General features: G+C 41.7%; 17 protein-coding genes. 3 read left to right on the top strand and 14 right to left on the bottom strand.

The genetic code is table 11. The features are described 5' to 3' along the window. Genes LNTAR_RS17845 through pth form a run of 9 tightly spaced genes read right to left on the bottom strand, consistent with a single transcriptional unit; the run spans position 1 to position 9522 of the window. Positions 1-2964, bottom strand: coding sequence for a phosphoribosylformylglycinamidine synthase subunit PurS (locus tag LNTAR_RS17845; RefSeq protein ID WP_040915259.1), 2964 nt, complete (start codon positions 2962-2964; stop codon positions 1-3). A gap of 10 nt (positions 2965-2974) precedes the next feature. Then, a complete protein-coding gene (locus tag LNTAR_RS17840; protein ID WP_007280152.1) occupies positions 2975-3430 on the bottom strand; it encodes a Fur family transcriptional regulator in 456 nt (151 codons plus the stop codon). Between the two features lie 8 nt (positions 3431-3438). Then, positions 3439-5694 carry an outer membrane protein assembly factor BamA gene (gene bamA / locus LNTAR_RS17835; RefSeq protein ID WP_007280151.1) on the bottom strand — a complete coding sequence of 752 codons (2256 nt, stop codon included), beginning with the start codon at positions 5692-5694 and terminating at the stop codon, positions 3439-3441. A gap of 8 nt (positions 5695-5702) precedes the next feature. Next, complete coding sequence (gene dnaB / locus LNTAR_RS17830; RefSeq protein ID WP_157473675.1) at positions 5703-7163, bottom strand: replicative DNA helicase; 1461 nt, start codon at positions 7161-7163, stop codon at positions 5703-5705. A 6-nt stretch (positions 7164-7169) separates the two neighbouring features. Next, entirely contained in the window at positions 7170-7619 is a 450-nt protein-coding gene (gene rplI, locus LNTAR_RS17825; RefSeq protein ID WP_007280149.1) for a 50S ribosomal protein L9, read from the bottom strand. Positions 7620-7629: 10 nt separating this feature from the next. Further along, positions 7630-7866 carry a 30S ribosomal protein S18 gene (rpsR, locus tag LNTAR_RS17820; protein WP_007280148.1) on the bottom strand — a complete coding sequence of 79 codons (237 nt, stop codon included), beginning with the start codon at positions 7864-7866 and terminating at the stop codon, positions 7630-7632. 36 nt (positions 7867-7902) lie between these two features. Beyond that, positions 7903-8535, bottom strand: a complete 633-nt coding sequence (locus LNTAR_RS26035; protein ID WP_083800079.1) for a single-stranded DNA-binding protein — start codon at positions 8533-8535, stop codon at positions 7903-7905. 25 nt (positions 8536-8560) lie between these two features. Continuing rightward, positions 8561-8881, bottom strand: a complete 321-nt coding sequence (rpsF, locus tag LNTAR_RS17810) for a 30S ribosomal protein S6 (RefSeq protein ID WP_007280146.1) — start codon at positions 8879-8881, stop codon at positions 8561-8563. After that, positions 8878-9522: an aminoacyl-tRNA hydrolase gene (gene pth, locus LNTAR_RS17805; protein WP_007280145.1), complete on the bottom strand. Its 645-nt coding sequence runs from the start codon at positions 9520-9522 to the stop codon at positions 8878-8880. The genes rpsF and pth overlap by 4 nt, the downstream gene beginning before the upstream one ends. A 116-nt stretch (positions 9523-9638) precedes the next feature. Between pth and LNTAR_RS17800 the strand changes: the two genes are divergently transcribed. After that, positions 9639-11375 (top strand): DUF4388 domain-containing protein, encoded by a 1737-nt coding sequence (locus LNTAR_RS17800; protein ID WP_083800078.1) that lies wholly within the window; start codon positions 9639-9641, stop codon positions 11373-11375. Positions 11376-11378: 3 nt separating this feature from the next. Then, positions 11379-12353 carry a bifunctional methionine sulfoxide reductase B/A protein gene (locus tag LNTAR_RS17795; RefSeq protein ID WP_007280142.1) on the top strand — a complete coding sequence of 325 codons (975 nt, stop codon included), beginning with the start codon at positions 11379-11381 and terminating at the stop codon, positions 12351-12353. Between the two features lie 213 nt (positions 12354-12566). On the opposite strand, the gene LNTAR_RS17790 is transcribed toward LNTAR_RS17795, so the two are convergent. The 3 genes from LNTAR_RS17790 to yaaA are packed head-to-tail and all read right to left on the bottom strand — an operon-like array spanning position 12567 to position 14108. After that, positions 12567-13019, bottom strand: a complete 453-nt coding sequence (locus LNTAR_RS17790) for an MEKHLA domain-containing protein (RefSeq protein ID WP_007280141.1) — start codon at positions 13017-13019, stop codon at positions 12567-12569. Continuing rightward, positions 13012-13338, bottom strand: coding sequence for a cupin domain-containing protein (locus LNTAR_RS17785; protein ID WP_007280140.1), 327 nt, complete (start codon positions 13336-13338; stop codon positions 13012-13014). The genes LNTAR_RS17790 and LNTAR_RS17785 overlap by 8 nt, the downstream gene beginning before the upstream one ends. Then, positions 13338-14108, bottom strand: coding sequence for a peroxide stress protein YaaA (gene yaaA / locus LNTAR_RS17780; RefSeq protein WP_007280139.1), 771 nt, complete (start codon positions 14106-14108; stop codon positions 13338-13340). The genes LNTAR_RS17785 and yaaA overlap by 1 nt, the downstream gene beginning before the upstream one ends. A gap of 189 nt (positions 14109-14297) precedes the next feature. Here yaaA and fusA point away from each other — a divergent pair, with 189 nt between their 5' ends. Next, on the top strand, positions 14298-16388 hold the full coding sequence (fusA, locus tag LNTAR_RS17775) for an elongation factor G (RefSeq protein WP_007280138.1): 2091 nt from the start codon (positions 14298-14300) through the stop codon (positions 16386-16388). Positions 16389-16479: 91 nt separating this feature from the next. Here the strand turns inward: fusA and LNTAR_RS17770 are convergent, their stop codons facing one another. Continuing rightward, positions 16480-18807, bottom strand: coding sequence for a protein kinase domain-containing protein (locus tag LNTAR_RS17770; protein ID WP_007280137.1), 2328 nt, complete (start codon positions 18805-18807; stop codon positions 16480-16482). Position 18808: 1 nt separating this feature from the next. Beyond that, complete coding sequence (locus tag LNTAR_RS17765; RefSeq protein WP_007280136.1) at positions 18809-19405, bottom strand: RNA polymerase sigma factor; 597 nt, start codon at positions 19403-19405, stop codon at positions 18809-18811. Positions 19406-19461: the final 56 nt, after the last annotated feature.

Genomic DNA, 19461 nt, shown 5'->3' with positions numbered 1-19461 from the left:
TTAAACTCCATCCAATGTCTTCTTGTAAGACTTAACTAAGTTTTCTAAATTAAGTGCAGCTACAATGTGCTTACCTTGGCGAATAACTAATTCATCATCCAAAGTCACTGTACCCACTTTTGCAAAAGCCACACCTTCAAGTAAAGCTTCAAATTCTTCCGCTTTGTCTGGAGCTACTGTTGCCACTAAACGACTGTTCGATTCAGAGAAAAGCAACTCAGTTTCACTGAGGTCATCGGCTGGGATAAGATTAATATCAATTTCCATACCCAAACGCCCTGCAATAGATTTCCTCGCAAAGGCGGCTGCTAAACCACCAAAGGCAGGTGCGTGAAGTGAATGAACGACTTCAGCATCAGTTGCTTGATGGACTTGTTTATAAATTTTCTTCGCTTTTTCAGCATCTACTTGAGGAACTTTGTTACCCACATAGCCTTTCTGAGCTGCATACTGAGATCCGCCTAATTCAGCTAAAGTTTCGCCAATCACATAAACATAATCGCCTGCACGCTTAGATGAAAGAGTCACCGACTTAGAGACATCCATCATCGGAGCAATTGTCGAGAAAAGTAATGTTGGCGGAATAGAGATCTTTTTACCACCACGAGTACTATCATTCTTCATGGAGTCTTTACCAGAAATACACGGGAGTGTGAAAGCTTTACAGTAATCATACAAAGCTTGGTTAGAACGCACCAATTGGGCCAACTTGTATTGACCGTCAGGAGTCTTGGCTGATTCAACCGGGTCTGGCCAACAGAAATTATCTAAACCAGCAACCTTATCAATTGATCCACCTACGGCGACTGTACGACGAAGACACATGTCAATAATTGACGCAGTCATGTGGTAAGTATCAATATCAGAATAAGAAGGTGCCACACCATTGGCGAGCACAAAACCTTCTTTAGTCATTGGTTCCGCCATGAAGACACTTGCATCGGAATCAACATCCGCTTCCACACCTACATAAGGCTTAACCACAGAAAGGGCTTTTACTTCGTGATCATATTGACGTGCTTTATATTCGCTTGAGCAAAGATTTAAGCTCGCGAGTAATTCGTGAATATCGTCAGAAATTTCACTATCCAATTCTTCTGGAATCTCTTCAAATACTGGAGCTTCCCACTTAGCTTTCAACTGAAGCTTAGGATTTCCGCCGTGCATGAAGTCCAAATCAAGGAAGGCCACTGTAAGGTCATTGTAGATCAAGTGACACTTACCTGAATCGTTAAATTCACCAAGCACTGTCGCCTCTACGTCACGTTCTTGTGCGAGAGTTAAGAAAGCTTCGACTTTTTCTACAGGAACTGCAAAACTCATACGCTCTTGAGCTTCTGAAACGAAAATTTCCCATGGCTGTAAGCCCGCATATTTTAATGGGGCTTTAGCAAGATCAACAAAACAACCATTACATTCAGTTGCCATCTCACCAATTGACGAGGATAAACCGCCCGCACCATTATCCGTTACAAAACGATAAAGGTCTGCATCACGTGCTTCATAAAGGAAGTCCGCTGCTTTTTTCTGAGTAATAGGGTCACCAATTTGAACTGCAGCTACAGGAGAATCTTTGTGAAGTTCTTCTGATGAGAAAGTTGCGCCGTGGATACCATCTTTACCGATGCGACCACCAACCATGACAATGACATCACCTGGCTCAATAGTTTTAAGTGATGCTGATTTGCCGTGCTGTTTGTGCGGAAGGATACCTACTGTACCACAGTAAACCAAAGGCTTACCAATGTAACGCGCATCAAAATATTCCCAACCTAAACCATAAGGGATACCGGATTGGTTACCACCTTCGATAACACCTTGGTGAACACCATCACGAATACGACGTGGGTGAAGCAATCCCTCTGGAACTTCGCTTTCGTCAACGAAAGGAGATCCTAGGCAATAACCCCACACATTCACAAGCATCTCTGCACCTGTACCTGTACCCATGATATCACGGTTCACACCAACAATACCGGTCATTGCGCCACCATAAGGGTCGAGTGCTGAAGGGCTATTGTGTGTCTCGAGTTTAAAAGCTAAATCGTATTTTTCATTAAAGGTAATCACACCTGCATTATCATGAAAAACAGAAACGAGCCAATCAACTTGATCACCGATCTCGAAAGTTGACTTCTTAATATAACTCTTATAAAGTGAATTGATTGTTTCTACATTTCCGTCAGCATCCGTGTATTCGATATCGGCTGCGAAAATTTTGTGTGAGCAGTGCTCACTCCAGCTTTGTGCTAAACATTCAAGCTCAGCATCAGTCAACTTACCTATAAGACCCAACTCTTCACGCTGTGCGTCATTATTATTAATTGCATAGTCGCGAATCGCCTGCATTTCGTCTAATTGCAGTGCAAGTGTTTTTGAATTGGAGATCCCCATGAGCTCTTCATCACTTACATCAATATTGATGAAATCAACTTTAGGCTCTTGTATCGCTACAAACTCAGGTGTATTTGCAGGACTTCCATTATGCTTCCACTCATCGAAAGACATAATCGTGAGGCTCTGAATTAATTCATTAGCTAGCAAATCTTTCGCAATGTGCTCAACATCTTCTTTCTTTAAGTTCTTTGAGCTAATGAAATACTCTCTTGAGCTGTAAACTTTCTCTTCATCGGTCAGTTGACGACCAATAATATCACGAATAGCTTCGCGAGCTGTACGAGATACATTATCTGTTACACCAGCTAAAAAACCAACTGCAATAAACCAGTCGAAAGATCGTTGCTCTACTGCACCGATGAGACCTTGCTGTAAAACAGGGTTCACGATTTCTTTTAAAATCTCTTCCGCAGATTTTCTTTCAACATTTGCATCAATAGTCAAGACTTCAGCCGTATCTACCTTATTCAATTCGTAAGATAAAATGGATTTTGCCTTTCTTTGAACCGTATGTCCAGCGGGATCATCCATCCCTTTACGTGGGCTTATTTCCAAGCGATATATCATTTTATTACCTTTAATTATTGGCTTCAGCATCGGCTTCTTTGCAATCTCCGCAAATACCAAATAGCTGTAAGCTATGATCTTTTATCTCGAAACCATGATCGACACAGACCTTCTCTTGAAGCTCTTCGATTCGTGGTTCTAAAAATTCAACAACCTTATCACATTTGAGACACACCAAGTGATCGTGATGCGCACGGTCAACCATGTTTTCATAATGTTGGTGCTTATGCCCCAAAGTTGTTTTGTGAACAATCTTCATGTCGTGAAGAATATCCAAAGTCCTGTAAACTGTAGCACGTGAAACCTTAACTCCACTAACGCTAAGATCTGCAGCAAATTGATCGGCATCAAAGTGATCTTTTCTTTTCATAACTTCTTCAAGGATCATCAGTCTTTCACGAGTTACCTTTAAGTTCATAATCTTAAGTTGTGCTTTAAAACGTTCTAAAATTTCTTCGTAGGGCATAATTGTTCCTAAAAATTGTATCCCATATTAAAATGGAAGCTTCCTGAATCATCTTCATTTTTTGAATTATCTATAACTGGTTTACCATAATAAAGTTCAACCACACCAATTGGAAGATTGATCCTTACACCAGGGCCTGTAGTTAAACTAAGGTCGCTTAAATCGGCAAAGTCATAGGAGTCCTCCCACACATTACCTGCATCCACAAACCAAACACCATTGAAGGTTTTGTTAAATGGAACATCTAACTCTGCTGACAAGAGGAGGAATGATGCACCACCTAATGGATCTTCTCTTGAATCAATCGGACCTAACTCTCGCTCATCATAACCACGAACACGACCAATACCGCCACCGAAATAGCGATCATAAATGGGGTCATCACCAATGAGAGTATTCACTTCTGCATGAAGTTTTAGAACTGATTCTTCGAAAGCTTCATTATAAGTCGTCCAACGTACTTTAAACTTTCCAGATTCATTATCTGAACCAATCACAATAGATTGTAATTCTGATGTAAACTGCATGATGCCACCCTCATTAGGGCGACGCGTACTATTACGCGTATCTTTTCTCAAAGTTAAAATATAAGCTGAAGAAATATCTGTTGTTTCTTCATCCTCTAATTCTTTAGAAACATCATCATCCATATCCAATTGAATTTGATAAAGTCTATGTGCGTGACGAATTGTCCAAAGGGGATACTTGGATAAACGTTTGGTTATACCAACTTCATAACCCAATTTCTTCTGGTCATAGTCATCGTAATAGCGCTCATTCATGTAAAACGATGTACTAAGAGACAGAGGCTTGCCCATAAACCACGGATCCACCCAAGCAATTGTTAAATCTTGTCGCTCCGAACCAAATTGTGCACGTGATTGAAATCTTTGACCGCCACCAATGAATGGCCAACCCTCGTACAAATCGAAGTTGGACTGAGAAAAGTTTACACTACCAACAAATGAGTCCGCAGATGAAAAACCACCACCAAGACCAATCTGACCCGTGCTCTTCTCTTCTAATTTTAATTGTAGATCTTTATAGCCTTCAAGTTCAGTATTAACGGGAGTAATATCCACCTTCTCGAAGTAGTTCATATTAATCAAACGCTTTTTTGATTTATCAATCAAATCTTTATTAGCTTTATCGTCAGGCTGAATCGCTAATTCGCGACGAATGACATACTCTTTTGTATCATTGTTGCCAGTTATAATAATATCTCTAATTTTTGAAGGCTTAGCTTCAACTATACGATAATCTACATCAACTATATGTGTTTGTGGATTAGGCTTTAATTGTGCTGAACAATAGAGGTCCAGATAACCTTCGTTTTGGTACTTAGTTGTCATCCTATCAACATCCGCATCCTCGACCAAAGTAGAATAAGAGAAACCTGACTTTGCTGTGACAAGCTTTTCCAGTTCAGCCGTTGAATAGATACTGTTACCAGAAATTGTTACATTGCCCACGATGTAAGGACGACCTTCCGTAATAAAGATATCTAACTCTAAATATTCACCGTCATCTTTCTTCACGACTTTTTCTACTTTAAAGTCAAGGTAACCACGTGCTTTATACTGACGCTTAATAAGTTTTAAATCAGCATCAAAGAGAAGTTCATTGAAAAAGCCCGTATCAAACAGGTAACGCCAAAAACTTGGCTTTGTATTAATCAAGTCTGCTAAGTCGTCATCGAGTATAACAGTGTTGCCATGGAAGCGAACTTCGTCGACTTGAAGACTACTCTTTTCATCAATAGTAACACGTAAAACAACCTCTTCGGGATCGTCTGTTTTTTCTACATCAAAGAAAATATCTGCATTATAAAAACCGTCGTCATCATAAAGCTTTTTGATATTGTGCTTATCCGCTGCCATCACGGTCTCGTCTAGCAATTCATCTATCTCCACATCCATCTCGTCAGCAATATCTTCATCGTCAAACTCTTTATTACCTTCAATAATAATTTTTATGAGTTTGGGACGACGAGTTACTGTAACCTTTAAAATACCCGTATCTTCATCAAATTCAGTTTCAACGTTAATGAACTCATTCGTTTGGTAAAGTCGACGTATATCACTCGATAAAATACGAGGAGACAAGTTCGATCCAGGTTTTGATTTTATGTTATTGAGAATGAAACCAGACTGAATCTCTTCCCCTTTTGAATTAAATACTTTGACTTCTTGAATTTCTTTGGCCATCGCAAATGACGTAAATAATATTGCGATTAAAAAGACTTTATAAATTTGTTTTAACATGACACCCTCTAAAATTGATCATTATTATAATCACCACCGAAGCTTGCTACAGGGTCATTATCTATAAATTTTGTATATTGAGGCATAAAGTTAAGTTCGACGATACCCGTCTCACCATTACGGTTTTTCGCTACAATGAGCTCCGTCATTATGCCTTCTGCTTCGATCTTTGCCTGATCTTCTTCAATTTGCTGCCCACGATCCCGGTGCAAAATCATCACAATATCCGCATCCTGCTCTATCGAGCCCGATTCCCTCAACTGAGATAATTTAGGGCGGGCAGCCTCTTTACTTCCACCACCTTGCTCGGCTTGACGATTCATCTGAGCCAAAATGATCACAGGAATATTGAGTTCTTTAGCAATCCCCTTGATCGCACCAGAAATTTGTGCAACTTCTTGTTCACGACTCGCATTGCGATTTAAACCACGACCTCGTAAAAGCTGAAGGTAGTCGATCACAATGAGATCCACATCAAACTTCTCTTTCATGCGTCGCGACTTAGCACGTAGTTCCATAACATCGAGCTGAGCTGAATCATCAATATGAATCTCAGTATCAGCGAGAATGTTGGCTGCTTTTTGAATGTTTGCAAAATCATTTGTTGTCACGTTCATATTGCCTATATCTTTCAAGCTTATTTCAGCTTCAGAGGCAACCATCCTAAGGACGAGTGACTGTGTATTCATTTCCAGTGAGAAGACTCCCACTGCAATATTTTTATCGCTTTGTCCTCTGGTATTTGCCAGAGCTACATTAGCAGCAATATTCATTGCTAAAGTTGTTTTACCGATTGAAGGACGTGCCGCCAAGACGATCATCTCACTGCGTTTCAAACCACCAATCTTATCATCTAAATCTCTATAACCTGTTGAAAAGCCTTTCTCGCCTTTATCACCCTCTGCCAAGCGAAAAATCGTTCCCATGGCGGCATCGAGTTCATCTTTTAAAGCAACAGATTCTTCCTTAAATAAATTATCGGATATATCAATAACTTCTTTGTGCAATTGGTCCAAAACGGCACCAGCACTGGCATCATCCTGCAAGCACAATTCTAGCGTTTCACTAGAGCGGCGTATTAGACGACGTAAGACAGAAGCATCTTGAACAATATCCAAGTACTTATCAAAGTTTGCGGTACTCGGAACTGAGTTCATCAATTCGAGGAGGTAAACTTCGCCACCCGCCTGAACAAGCTCGGAACTCTTCTTTAAAGCATTAGCTAAAGTCAATACATCAACGGCTTCTTCATTTTTTGCCATCTCGAATAAAGCACCCGAGATATATTGATGTGCCGCAGAGAAAAACGCTTCACGCGTTTTCAGTATCGACATAGCATTAACAATTAAAGAGGGGTCATTGAGCATACAACCCAAGACCCCTTTTTCCGCATCTATATTATGCGGTAAAGGCCGCTCCCCAGAGAGGAGCGACCCAAAATTTACTGCAGTATCAGTTTTGTTTTCCACTGCGGTTTATGCTTTCACCACCCACACTTTGAGTGTAGCGCTGACTTCTGCATGAACCTTTACAGATACTTCGTGTACGCCGAGAGTCTTGATGGCTTCGCCAACAGCGATCTTACGACGATCAACTTCGATACCATCTTTTGCAAGAAGGTCGTGAATTTCTGTAACAGTAACTGAACCGAATAACTTATCATCTTCACCAGCCTGCATTGGGATTGTGATAGATGTTTCGTTGATCTTAGCTGCGAGCTCTTGTGCCACGGCAACTTCAGCTGCATGTACTTCTGCAACCTTAGCACGACGTGCTTCGATCTGCTTTAGAACTGCTTGACTAGCGTGAACAGCTAAATCACGTGGAAAAAGAAAGTTACGTGCGTAACCATTTGCCACTTTTACTGTGTCGCCAACTTTACCGAGTTTTTCGATATTATCTAAAAGTACTACTTCGATAGCCATAATAAACTCCTTATTTCACCAACGCAATGTTGCGTGCGCGTTTGATTGCTGATGCAAGCATCGCTTGATATCTTTTGCTTACGCCGGTGATACGACGAGGAAGAATACGACCACCCTCAGTCATGAATTTTTTTAATACATCTGCATCAGTGAAATCGATGTATGTAACTTTTTGCTCGCTGAAGCGGCAAACTTTTGCTCTTACAGCAGCTTTTTTACGCTTTGGTTTTCTTCTTTGATTAGCCATTTGCTTATTCCTTATAAATTAAATTGCTTCCAAAACTCAGAATGGAATATCATCTTCCACATCATCTACATCAAAAGCAGGGGCTGGAGGTATCTCTGCCTGCATTGTTTGCTGTGGCCTTTGCTCAAAAGTAGGAGCTGGTGCAGCTGCGGGAGCAGTATTCATTGGCTGACCTTGATTGGGCGGCGTAAATGAATTTTGCTGTGACGCTGCGGGAGCACTAGCTTGAGTTGGTGCCACTGGCTCCATATAAGATGGTGCTTGTGGTTGAGCTGATGGAACGGGTGCAGCTTGCTGATACGGAGTATTGCCTTGCTGACCACCACCATCATTTCTGGGTGTGTTTAAAAATTGCACTCTTTCGGCGGTAACAGAATGACGTTGCCTGGACTGGCCAGTTGTCTTATCCTGCCATTGCTCCAACCTGAGTGAACCTTCAACAAAAATTGATGAACCTTTTCTGAGGTATGTGTTGGATGTCTCTGCCTGGCGTCCCCATGCAACTACATCTACATATAAAGTATCTTCGCGGCTTTCGCCTGAAGCGGTACGGTACGGACGACTTACAGCCATTCGCAAAGTACATACAGCTTGACCTGAAGCCAGCTGACGCAACTCGGGATCTCTGGTGAGATTGCCCATTAGAAATACCTTATTAAAAGATGCCATGGTTGATTCCAGTAAAGACCGTTAATTACTTATTAAGATCTAGTGTTACCGCGTTCTCTGGGATCTCGTAGTTGTATACAACAGTTCTAAGAACAGTATTATCCAAACGGTAACTCTCGATAAACTCACTTACTTTATCTTCTGGAAGATTAAGGAAGAAACGTAGGTAAAGACCTGAAGTACGCTTGCCAATAGCACGTGCGAACTGTTTTCTACCCATATTCTTAACTGTAACATCGCTACCACCGAGTGATACGATTTGTTCTTCGACCTTTTTAGAGAAGGCTTCGCCGCCATCTTCATACTTGCGGTCATTCAAGATGAATATTGCATCATATTTTTTCATTTTTTTGTCTCCTGATTTGGTTGACCTGAATCGTTCGGCACCGTGCCATTGAACGTATTCATTGCAGCATCACACCCCTTGGTGCAAAGCATCAGTACGGCATCCACAGACGCAGATACCGCCGGAGAAATAAGCGCCATTTCCGATAAAGTAAAGTCCGACAAGACATAATCTGCGATATCTGCACCCTTGCCAGGATGATCTACGCCGATGCGCACACGATAAAAGTCAGCACCACCAAAATACTGCAAGATTGACTTCACCCCATTATGCCCACCTGCACTCCCACCTAAACGTAAGCGTAAGCGTCCAACTTTCAGGCTCATTTCATCGTAAATAACGATGATTTCTTCTGCCTTCACGGAATTCTTTTTAGCAAATTTTTTTATGGCTTCGCCAGAGTTATTCATATAAGTCATCGGCTTAATGAAGATATACTTATTGCCTTCATCCTCACACTCTGCGTATTCCGCGCGCCACTTCTTTTTGAATTTTAGAGAAAACTTTTCTGCGAATAAATCAATAGCCTTAAAACCCACATTATGTCGCGTATTCTCGTAGGAGCTACCAGGGTTGCCCAAACCACAGATCAGATATGTCTTTTGTTCATTTCCATTATGATTATTTAAAAAGGAAAACATTTCACACCGAATTTATTATTATAAAGCGTAAAAATAACTGTAAAAAAGCCTAATACACTCTCTCGTATTTGATCATTATCTTTTTTTTTTGAATTAAGTGGAGTTATTATTTCACCATGCCACATAAGAAATCCACCATACTTGCGCTCTCCAGCGACTACGACACGCGAATGTTTTTCTTTGATCAAATCAAAAGAAAAGACGTCAATCTACTCGTACGCCAAACACGTGAACGAGCCCTCCACCTTTTATCTATTTCCGATGTTTCATTATTAATTATTGATCGCAACCTAGAAGACTGTACGGGCCTCGAACTGATCAAAGAAATTAAAAACAGCGACCTCTACTTCAACGACATACCTATCTATGCCATTGGCCACAATGACAAAGAAGAAGAGGAATGCATCGAGTTCTTTAAATCAGGTGCGGATGACTACTCGGCCAGCCCGGTTGCTCCATCCATTTTCCAGGCACGAGTTAATAAACTTCTTGATTGGTCAATCAAACAAAAAAATAATCCCGTCAAACTCTCCACCCAAATGGACTCATCAGAAATACCGGGAATTTTACAACTTTTAGAAACCGAGCAATCTACAGGCATCCTCCAAGCTTCACACTCAAAAGATTACGCTCAGGCAATCCTCCACAAGGGTAAAATCATTGAAGCTCGCACTGAGTATTGCATAGGTAAAGACGCAATCACCGAAATTTTAGCTTGGCCTTTTGCCCAAATCAAATTCACCGAAAATGATGATGCTCCTGACAAAGTAGAAAAACCGAAAGCACTCAATATTTCAGCGACCCTCATGGACTGCGTTCTGGATGTCGATATCTACAACGATGCAAAAAAACGCCTCGACGATACTGAATTAGCTTTTGTACACGGCACAAAATCACTCCCTAGCAACAGTAATCGCGTAGCGAAACAAGTCGTAACTATGGCCAACTCAGGCCTTAGTCTAGGTGAAATTTACGATGCTATTCGAGTCAACCAACGTCACCTCACACTCATGATCGATCAAATGATCAAAGCTGGCTATATAAAAATTGCGCCACCGCCATTTGATAATTACCTAAAAGACAACGGACAAACTCTGCGCTCCATTCGCACAACCGAAAGCCTCGAACAATGCAAAGAAAATCTCAGCAAACTGCTCTTCCCCCTTGCTAAAGAAGTTACTGATGTCCCCTACGCAAGCTCATCCATCTTAATAGACCACAGTCAACCATCAATTATCCTTGCAGGAGACAGTGACACCACTGTTAAACGCGCCTTAGAAACCATGCTTAAAGTTGCCGCTAACTCCTCGCGAGTACATGCAAAAACAAGCTCACAAAGAAAAGGCGAAAAGCGCACCACTCTCATTTTTGATAAACATACCACCATTGATCTCGTCTGTTCAGCACAAAAACTGGATCATCACTACTTGAGTAATCTACAAAAAGACTACCCTAGCTGCTCATCCATCATCTACTGCATATCTTCTTTAGATAACCCCTCCAACCAAGCCAATCATCGTAATCTAAGAAAGCTTCGTAATGTTTTTTCTGTCCCTTTTACGGTTGCTCTACTCTCTGAACCTGAAGAAGGCTACGAACCCACATTCACTTTTGAATGCGGTAAATGCACCCATAAACTTAAAATTGAAATGAGCTTAGAGGGATCGATTGGAACATGCCCTATTTGTAGCACCGAAGTTAAAACCCCCGACTGCCTGGCCTATGCAAAAGAAAAACTTCACATCGTGGAAAACGTCCCCATTGTCACACTCCCTGCTCGATCAGATTCTTCTTGGACCACTCTCCTCTCTATGATTTGCGACGATATTTTAGACACTAAAACTTATAGGTGATTTATGAATAAACTCTTAATCCTCATTAGCTCCCTCTTTTTCATCCAAAGCTTTTGCTTTGCTGAAACAAAAAAAACAGATTCTCCCGATAAAGGAAAAGAAATCATGTCTTACAACAAGCTCACCCCCGAAGAAGCCTATGTCATCGAACAAAAAGGCACTGAACGTCCCTTCACAGGCGAATACAATAAAAACAAAGCTAAAGGCACTTATATCTGCAGAAAATGCAACGCCCCTCTCTATAAATCTGACTCCAAGTTCGACTCTCGCTGTGGATGGCCCAGTTTTGACGATGAAATCAAAGATGCAGTAAGAAGAGAAACAGATGCGGATGGTCGTCGTACAGAAATTCTTTGCAAAAATTGTGATGGCCACCTCGGTCACGTTTTTTTAGGCGAAGGCTTCACTGCCAAGAACACGCGTCACTGCGTTAACTCACTCTCAATGAAATTCGTCAAAGAAGGTGAAGAAATGCCAAAAGTAGTTCCTCGTCCCAAAACGGCGAAAGCCATTTTTGCTTCAGGATGTTTCTGGGGAACTGAATACTGGCTTCAACAAGCTCCCGGCGTCCTCTCTGCCACATCTGGCTACATTGGTGGCCATGTCAAAAAACCAACTTACAAACAAATCTGCACGGGCCTAACAGGTCATTACGAAGCCGTGGAAGTTGTTTATAATCCCGATGTCACTGACTTTGAAACCCTCGCAAAACTCTACTACGAAACACATGATCCCGAACAAACTAATGGTCAGGGACCAGATATTGGCAGTCAATATTTATCAGCAGTCTTCTATTTCGATGAAGAACAAAAAGCGACAATTGAGAAGCTCATGAAAACCCTCAAGGACAAAGGCCTCAAACCCGCAACAGAGCTCAAAGAAGCCACCATTTTTTACCCTGCGGAAGTCTACCACCAAGACTACTACTTCAAGCATCGCAAGACGCCTTATTGCCATAAGTATAAAAAGCTTTTTTAAGTCAAAAATACTCGGTATAGATATCAAACCCCAGAGGCCCTGTTCGGCTTAATGGGATCGCTGAGCTCCTGCTCGACTTAATGGGACCGCTGAGCTCCTGCTCGGCTTAATGGGTTCTAATTTAACGACTTTCTTGTCCGCAACTGCCAAGCGGGAGCTTGGCGATCTCAGGACTGAAAAATTAAGTAAACCAAAAAACTACTACCGACTCTATTAAAGATCTTCACATTGAGAGAAAGCCGCGGCTTGCCCGCGGTAAACTCCCTCCTCATCCACTAGGTTCCAAACGACCGCTTGCTTAATGAGAAAGCGCTTTCCTGTCGACGAAATACGCACGCCTTGATAATCATCAATAAAGCCATACTGAGTGACGCGATCTAAAAGTGCTTTGCGCTCTTCGCGACTCGGTGCTTCCGCGGAGTAACGCGAAGGCAAGTTGCGCATATCTAACCAAGTCAACTCGAACTTATCCAAAGCAAATTGATTCGCAAAATTAAAGATGGGATCATCTTGAGTCCCGTGAGATAGAATTGCGAAGTCCGCAAAATACATCTTCTCGAGTAAATCATCTGTGGAAGTCAGTTCCAAAAGTGGCTTTCCCAAGAGCTTTGCGTAACTCGCAAAGATCAACTCGGCTTGCACCCGGCTCTCTTTCCAATTATCCATTTAAATCACCCTTAAAGAAAAGCGCCAACCAAATACATTTGGGCTCCACTGAGCTTGATTTTACTCTATGCTTACAAGTCGCTGGTATTAACACATAGTCACCAGACTGGAGCCTTTTGACTGCTCCATCAGCATACTCTAACTCAGCCTCGCCCTGTAAAACGATGACCCATTCATGTTCATCTTGTTCATACCAAAAATCGGGATCTGAACTATGCCCTTGTGATACGATTCGTTCGATTCGAAGCGATTCGTTTTTAAAAACCTCACTAAATAACTCTTCAGGTAAATCCTGAGGAATATCGGCAAAAAGGTTCATTACTGCTTACGGGTAAAAATGTACTTATCTTCTGTACTACGTTCTGGGCAATAGCCATAACCTGCCGTATCGAACTGCATCAGATCTTCTGGGTTCGTCAGATCATTTTTAATAATATAGGCAGCCATCATGCCGCGAGCTTTTTTTGCATAGAAGGAGATGATTTTATATTTATCCGTTTTCCAGTCGAGAAAATCCACTTCGATCATCGGACGAGCTAAATTCTTTTTCTTCACTGACTTAAAGTATTCGTTGGACGCAAGGTTCACAAAATGACTATGGCCACCTGCCTCTAAGTCAGCGTTAATAGCGTCAGTAATTTTCTCCCCCCAAAACTCGTAGAGGTTTGCGCCCTTCGCATTCGCAAATTTTGTCCCCATCTCTAATCGGTAGGGATGAATTAAATCCATCGGCTTCAATAAACCGTAAAGTCCCGACAAAATTCGCAGGTGCTTATTGGCCAAATCAACTTCTTTTTCATTAAAGACATATGGATCCATCCCCGTATAGACATCACCCTTGAAGGCAAAGACGGCCTGACGCGCCGCCGGTAAAACGTGATCTGTATTCCACTCATGGAAACGCATTTCATTGAGCGTCGCAAGTTTTTCACTTAACTTCATTAACTTTGCCACATCCGCAGCATTCAGCTTACGTAGCTCTTTAATCAACTCTTCAGCTTCAACCACAAACTTGGGCTGACTAAATTTTTCGGTAGGAACCTGGCTCTCGTAATCTAGAGTTTTCGCAGGGGAAACAACACAAAGCATAACTAATCTCTCTTCAATATTAAGTCTTGGAACTCAGCTCATTTTCGGCTTTTAAAGTGATTTTAAGAAAGAGCGAAATTTTCAATTTGCAAGGGCTAGAAATCGGTTTACATTCACAGGCGATTTTTAACGTCTATATATAGATGTAAATATTTTGAATAACAAAACATTAAAAAGGAACTGACGATTATGTCTAGACCACTCGACAATGTAAGAAATATCGGTATTTCTGCACACATTGACTCTGGTAAAACTACACTTACCGAGCGTATTCTCTTTTACACTGGCCGTATCCACGCTATCCACGAAGTACGTGGTAAAGATGGTGTTGGCGCAACTATGGACCACATGGAGCTCGAAAAAGAGAAGGGTATCACTATTACTTCTGCTTGTACGTTCGCTCAGTGGGAAGATGACCGCGGCAACGAAATCAATATTAACATTATTGATACTCCTGGTCACGTTGACTTCACTATTGAAGTAGAGCGTTCACTCCGTGTACTTGACGGTGCTATCCTCGTTCTTTGTGGTACTTCAGGCGTTCAGTCTCAGTCTATCACTGTTGACCGTCAGATGAAGCGTTATAACGTTCCACGTATTGCTTTCGTTAACAAACTCGATAACCCTGGTTCTTCTCCTTACATCGTAACTGAGCAGCTCCGTACTAAGCTCGGCCACAACGCTATTATGTTCCAAGTACCAATCGGTGCTGAGTCAGAACTTAAAGGTGTGGTTGACCTCGTTAAAATGCGTTCTTTCATCTTCGAAGGCGAAAATGGCGAAAACGTAACTGAAGGCGAAGTTCCTGCAGATCTCCTCGACCACGCTACTGAAAAACGCGAAGAACTCCTCGAAGCACTTGCTGAGTATGACGATGACCTTATGGAACTCGTTATGGAAGGCAACGACGCACCAGAAGACATGGTTAATGCCGCTGCTCGTAAAGGCGTTCTTTCACTCGAACTTACTCCTGTTTTCTGTGGTTCTGCTTACAAAAACGTTGGTGTTCAAAAGCTTCTTCACGCTGTTTCACTTTACCTCCCTTCACCTTACGATGTTGAAAACGTAGCTTTCGACCTCGATAATGATGAAGAGCCTGTAACTCTTGAATCAGATGCAAGCAAAGATTTCGTTGGGTACATCTTCAAACTTGAAGACGGTGCTTATGGTCAGCTCTCTTACATGCGTATTTACCAAGGTAAAATCGCTAAGGGCGATACAATGATCAATATGACTAATGGCAAAAAACACACTGTTGGTCGTCTCATGCGCGTTCACTCTGCTGACACAGAAGATATCTCTGTTGCAGAAGCTGGTGACATCATCGCTGTATTTGGTATTGACTGTGCGACTGGTACTACTTTCACTAATGGTGAGCTTAGCTACAACATGACTTCTATGTTCGTTCCTGCTCCAGTGATCGACATGACACTCATCTTACAAGACCGTAAGACTGCTGGTAACCTTTCTAAGGCTCTTAACCGTTTCGGTAAAGAAGACCCAACTTTCCGCGTTCGCGTTGACGAAGAATCTGGTGAAACAATCATCTCTGGTATGGGTGAACTTCACCTCGAAATCTACGTTGAACGTATGAAGCGTGAATACAAAGTTGATCTCGAAGTTGGACAACCTCAGGTAGCTTACCGTGAATCAATCGAGCAAGACTCACCTTTCGACTACTCACACAAGAAGCAGTCTGGTGGTCGTGGTCAGTACGGTAAAGTTGTTGGTGCCCTCAAATCTACTGAAGGCGAGTTCGTAATGGAGAACAACGTAACTGGTGGTAACATTCCTAAAGAATACATCAGTTCTTGTGAAAAAGGTTTCGCTGGCTGCCTCAAAGAGGGTGCTCTTATTGGTTTCCCAGTTGTAAACGTAATGGTTGACCTCCAAGACGGCGCTTACCACAACGTTGACTCGGACGACATCTCTTTCCAACTAGCTGCACGTGGTGCTTTCCGCGAAGCTTATGCTAGAGCTAACCCAGTCATCCTTGAGCCAATCATGTTAGTTGACATTGAAACTCCAACTGAGTTCCAAGGTACTGTAATGGGTAACCTTAACTCACGTCGTGGTATCATCACTGGTACAACTGAAGACGAAGCATTCTGTAAGATCGCTGCTGAAGTGCCTCTTTCAGAAATGTTCGGTTATGTTGGTCAGCTACGTTCTATGACTCAGGGTAAAGCTGAGTACACAATGGAATTCGCTAAGTACTCTAAAGTACCTAAGACTCTCCATGACCAACTCGTAAAAGAATTTGCTGAGAAGAAAAAATAATCTAAGCATCATTCTTTAGAAAAACCCGAGTCGAATGGCTCGGGTTTTTTGTTGCCCATTTTCGGTCAACTATGATGAAGCATAGGTGGTCCTAATCCGTTTTAACTTTACGTGATAAGTAATCCAAGTTAATGCAGTTCCTTGTCCGAAACTTCATCCTCAAAGTAATCCTATTCTCACCCTGATTTAACTTTACGGGCAAGGTATAAGTACTCCAACGCGTCCACTTTTTAGTCGATTTGAGAATGAGTTCCTGCTCGACTCCATTGACGCCAAACAAAATAACCGCATCATCGTGACCTGCAGAGTAGCGAATGGTAATAAGCTCCTCACCAGCTTTTTCTGCATTTAATTCAAACTTCACCTTCCCATCTATATTCATAAAAAAACCATCCAAAAACTTGCTCGATGTGTAATTGATATGATCAAAATTGGTTTTCACGCCACCTGTATATTCAGCTTGGCTGGCAGGATAGATTTCAACTAAATCTTTCGTGAAACGACGAGAAAAACTTTCCAATTGTTCTTTTGGAACTTGGCCATCATTAATGGTCACATGATCGAGGCTTGGCAAAGTCAACAAAGGGCGCAAATCTTTAATTTTAGTATGTTGTAAATAAAGACTACGCAAGTTCAAGCCTGCGAACTCATTGGCATCGGTAATTGAATTATCCGCTACAAATAAATCTTTAAAATCTAAGTAACGCAAAAGGCTCAACTGAGTAATCGGAGAAGTCATGTACTTGAGCTGTGGACCCCAAAGATCCAGCTTATAATCATTAAGACCAATTTCTACCTTATGGTTTTCATGATAATAGGAAGTAATCAAAGAAGAAATCAGTTTAGGAAAGCTCTCCTCCTGATTAAAACTTTCAGCATTATAGGCGATGAGCAACTCCATCAAAACCGGCAAGCGTTTCGCAAAATTCACCATCGCCACAAACTCATCATAATTTGCTTGAACAGTAAGATCTCGTCCAGTAAGATACTTATCCACATAAGGCGCATAAAAGATGAGTTCTTTCGAATGTTTCTTATAAAAATTCACAAATTTCGGATAGTTGAGTGAAATAAAATAGTTAGCTGCCAAGGCTCTAACAAGGTAGATATCGCCCGGTGTCGTTTCATAAGCTGCCTCTAAATAACGGCTCGATCTTTCAAGCGAAACTTTCGGAGTCATGAGCAATTGATAATCTCGATATTTTTGATTATCCGAAAAAATTCGATCCACAATTTTTTTGGGCATCCGACTTATGGATTCTTCCAAATTTTTGTTTTCTTTTAAGGTCTTCTCAAGCTCCGATGCGTAGCTCTCAGATTTTTCTAAAGCCTGCAGAGTATCACTCTCACTTTGTTTAATTTCTTGCAGGAACAACAACAAAGAAATGATAATCACCATGCATGAACTCGTCAGCACTAAACTCACATACTTATTGCGGCGCCATAAAAAACTAAGCTGAGTCAAAAGGCCGGCTTCTTGGGCAAAAGTTGGGTAACTATTGAGGTAACGCTCTATATCATTTTTTAAATCTTCAACCGATTTATAACGATCTCCACAGTCAACTGACATCGCCTTTGCGATTACCGCACTTAGGCTCTTGGGCAGATCCGCACTACTCAGCCCCTGAAGATCACCTAAACGACTTTGCGCTAGGCGCTCATCTAAACTCTTCCCTTTTAAACGATCGGGAACAAGTAGAGTATACAGCAAAGCTCCCAAAGCATAAATATCGGTCTGCTCATTCTTATTCTTACCTTCCAATTGCTCGGGGGCCATGTAAGCTGGTGTCCCTTTCGCTTCGCCATACATCGTACAATGATTGAGCATGTCTGCATCAACTTGGTAGGCCGATGTTTCTTCTCCGGCATCTTTCCTAGTGAGGATCTTTCCCAAGCCCCAATCACACACGATTACTTCACCGTACTCTCCGACTTGCACATTATCTGGCTTAAGGTCTAAATGTAAAATTTTTCTCGAATGGGCATAGGATATCGCATCACAAATCTTTACGTAAATCCCCAAGAGAATATTTTGCTTACGATCTAGCTGAATGTAGTCTTGTAGGCTTGAACCCGTCTTTAATTCCATGGTAAAAAAGGGCTCACCCTCATCGGATAAGGCGATCTGGTAGATCTTAATTATATTCGGGTGATCTAGCAGAGACGTGAGTCGCGCCTCTCTAATAAAGGCATCGCGCAACTCAAATTTAGAAGGTTCATTAAGAGTCGCTTTGGCTACGTAACGGTGAGTACTATTACAAAAGACTTTAGAAATCTTTTTCATACCTCCCGTAGCTATCACGGTTTCATCAGTGAATTTATCTGCTGTCTGTGGTAATTGGTCACACAAGAGCGAAGTCACTTCTTGTGTTTCATCATAACTCTCCGCCTCCTCATACAGTGATAAAAAATCGCTCATATCAAAATTCTAAGCTCGCACGTAACTTATTCATTTCTTTCAGCAAACGATCTTTCACTCGATTGCGCAAGACATAAACTGTATTGGCGGGAACATCCAATTTCTCGCTGATCTCTTTTGTTTTCATGCCTTTTGAACTCAATAGAAAAACGTCGATTGCCTTGCCTGAAAAGAACTGTCGCAAATGCTCAATGACGTGATTCACCATATAATTGACCCACTCATCATTAATGAGCTCATCAATTCGACTGGAGTTTTCACTTTCTTCTTCTAAATCAGCAAGCGACAAAGACAATTCACGATTCTCCCGCTTTCGATAAGAACGCATATAAGCCAAAATAGCATGACGAATTACCACTCCTAACCAAGCTCTAAACTTGGCACCTTCACGCACTTCATATTGCTGTAATGATTTCCAGATCTTCAAAAGTACTTCTTGTTTCAGGTCATCGTGAATCTGATGAGGGATATCCATCTTGTGGAGTAGCATTTGGATGAAGCCAGCGTAGTACTCCACAAATTCATTCCAGGCTAATTGATCGTTCGGATCCTTCGCTCTCATAAGAAGCGTTTTTCTCGTATTATATTGATCCGTCATCTTCTGTAAATCCTAGCTAATTACATGCAGTATACAACTTTAATTGCACTCTGCGC

This window comes from Lentisphaera araneosa HTCC2155, from assembly GCF_000170755.1.
Lineage (GTDB): Bacteria > Verrucomicrobiota > Lentisphaeria > Lentisphaerales > Lentisphaeraceae > Lentisphaera > Lentisphaera araneosa.
This window is presented reverse-complemented; position numbering and strand designations above follow the sequence as displayed.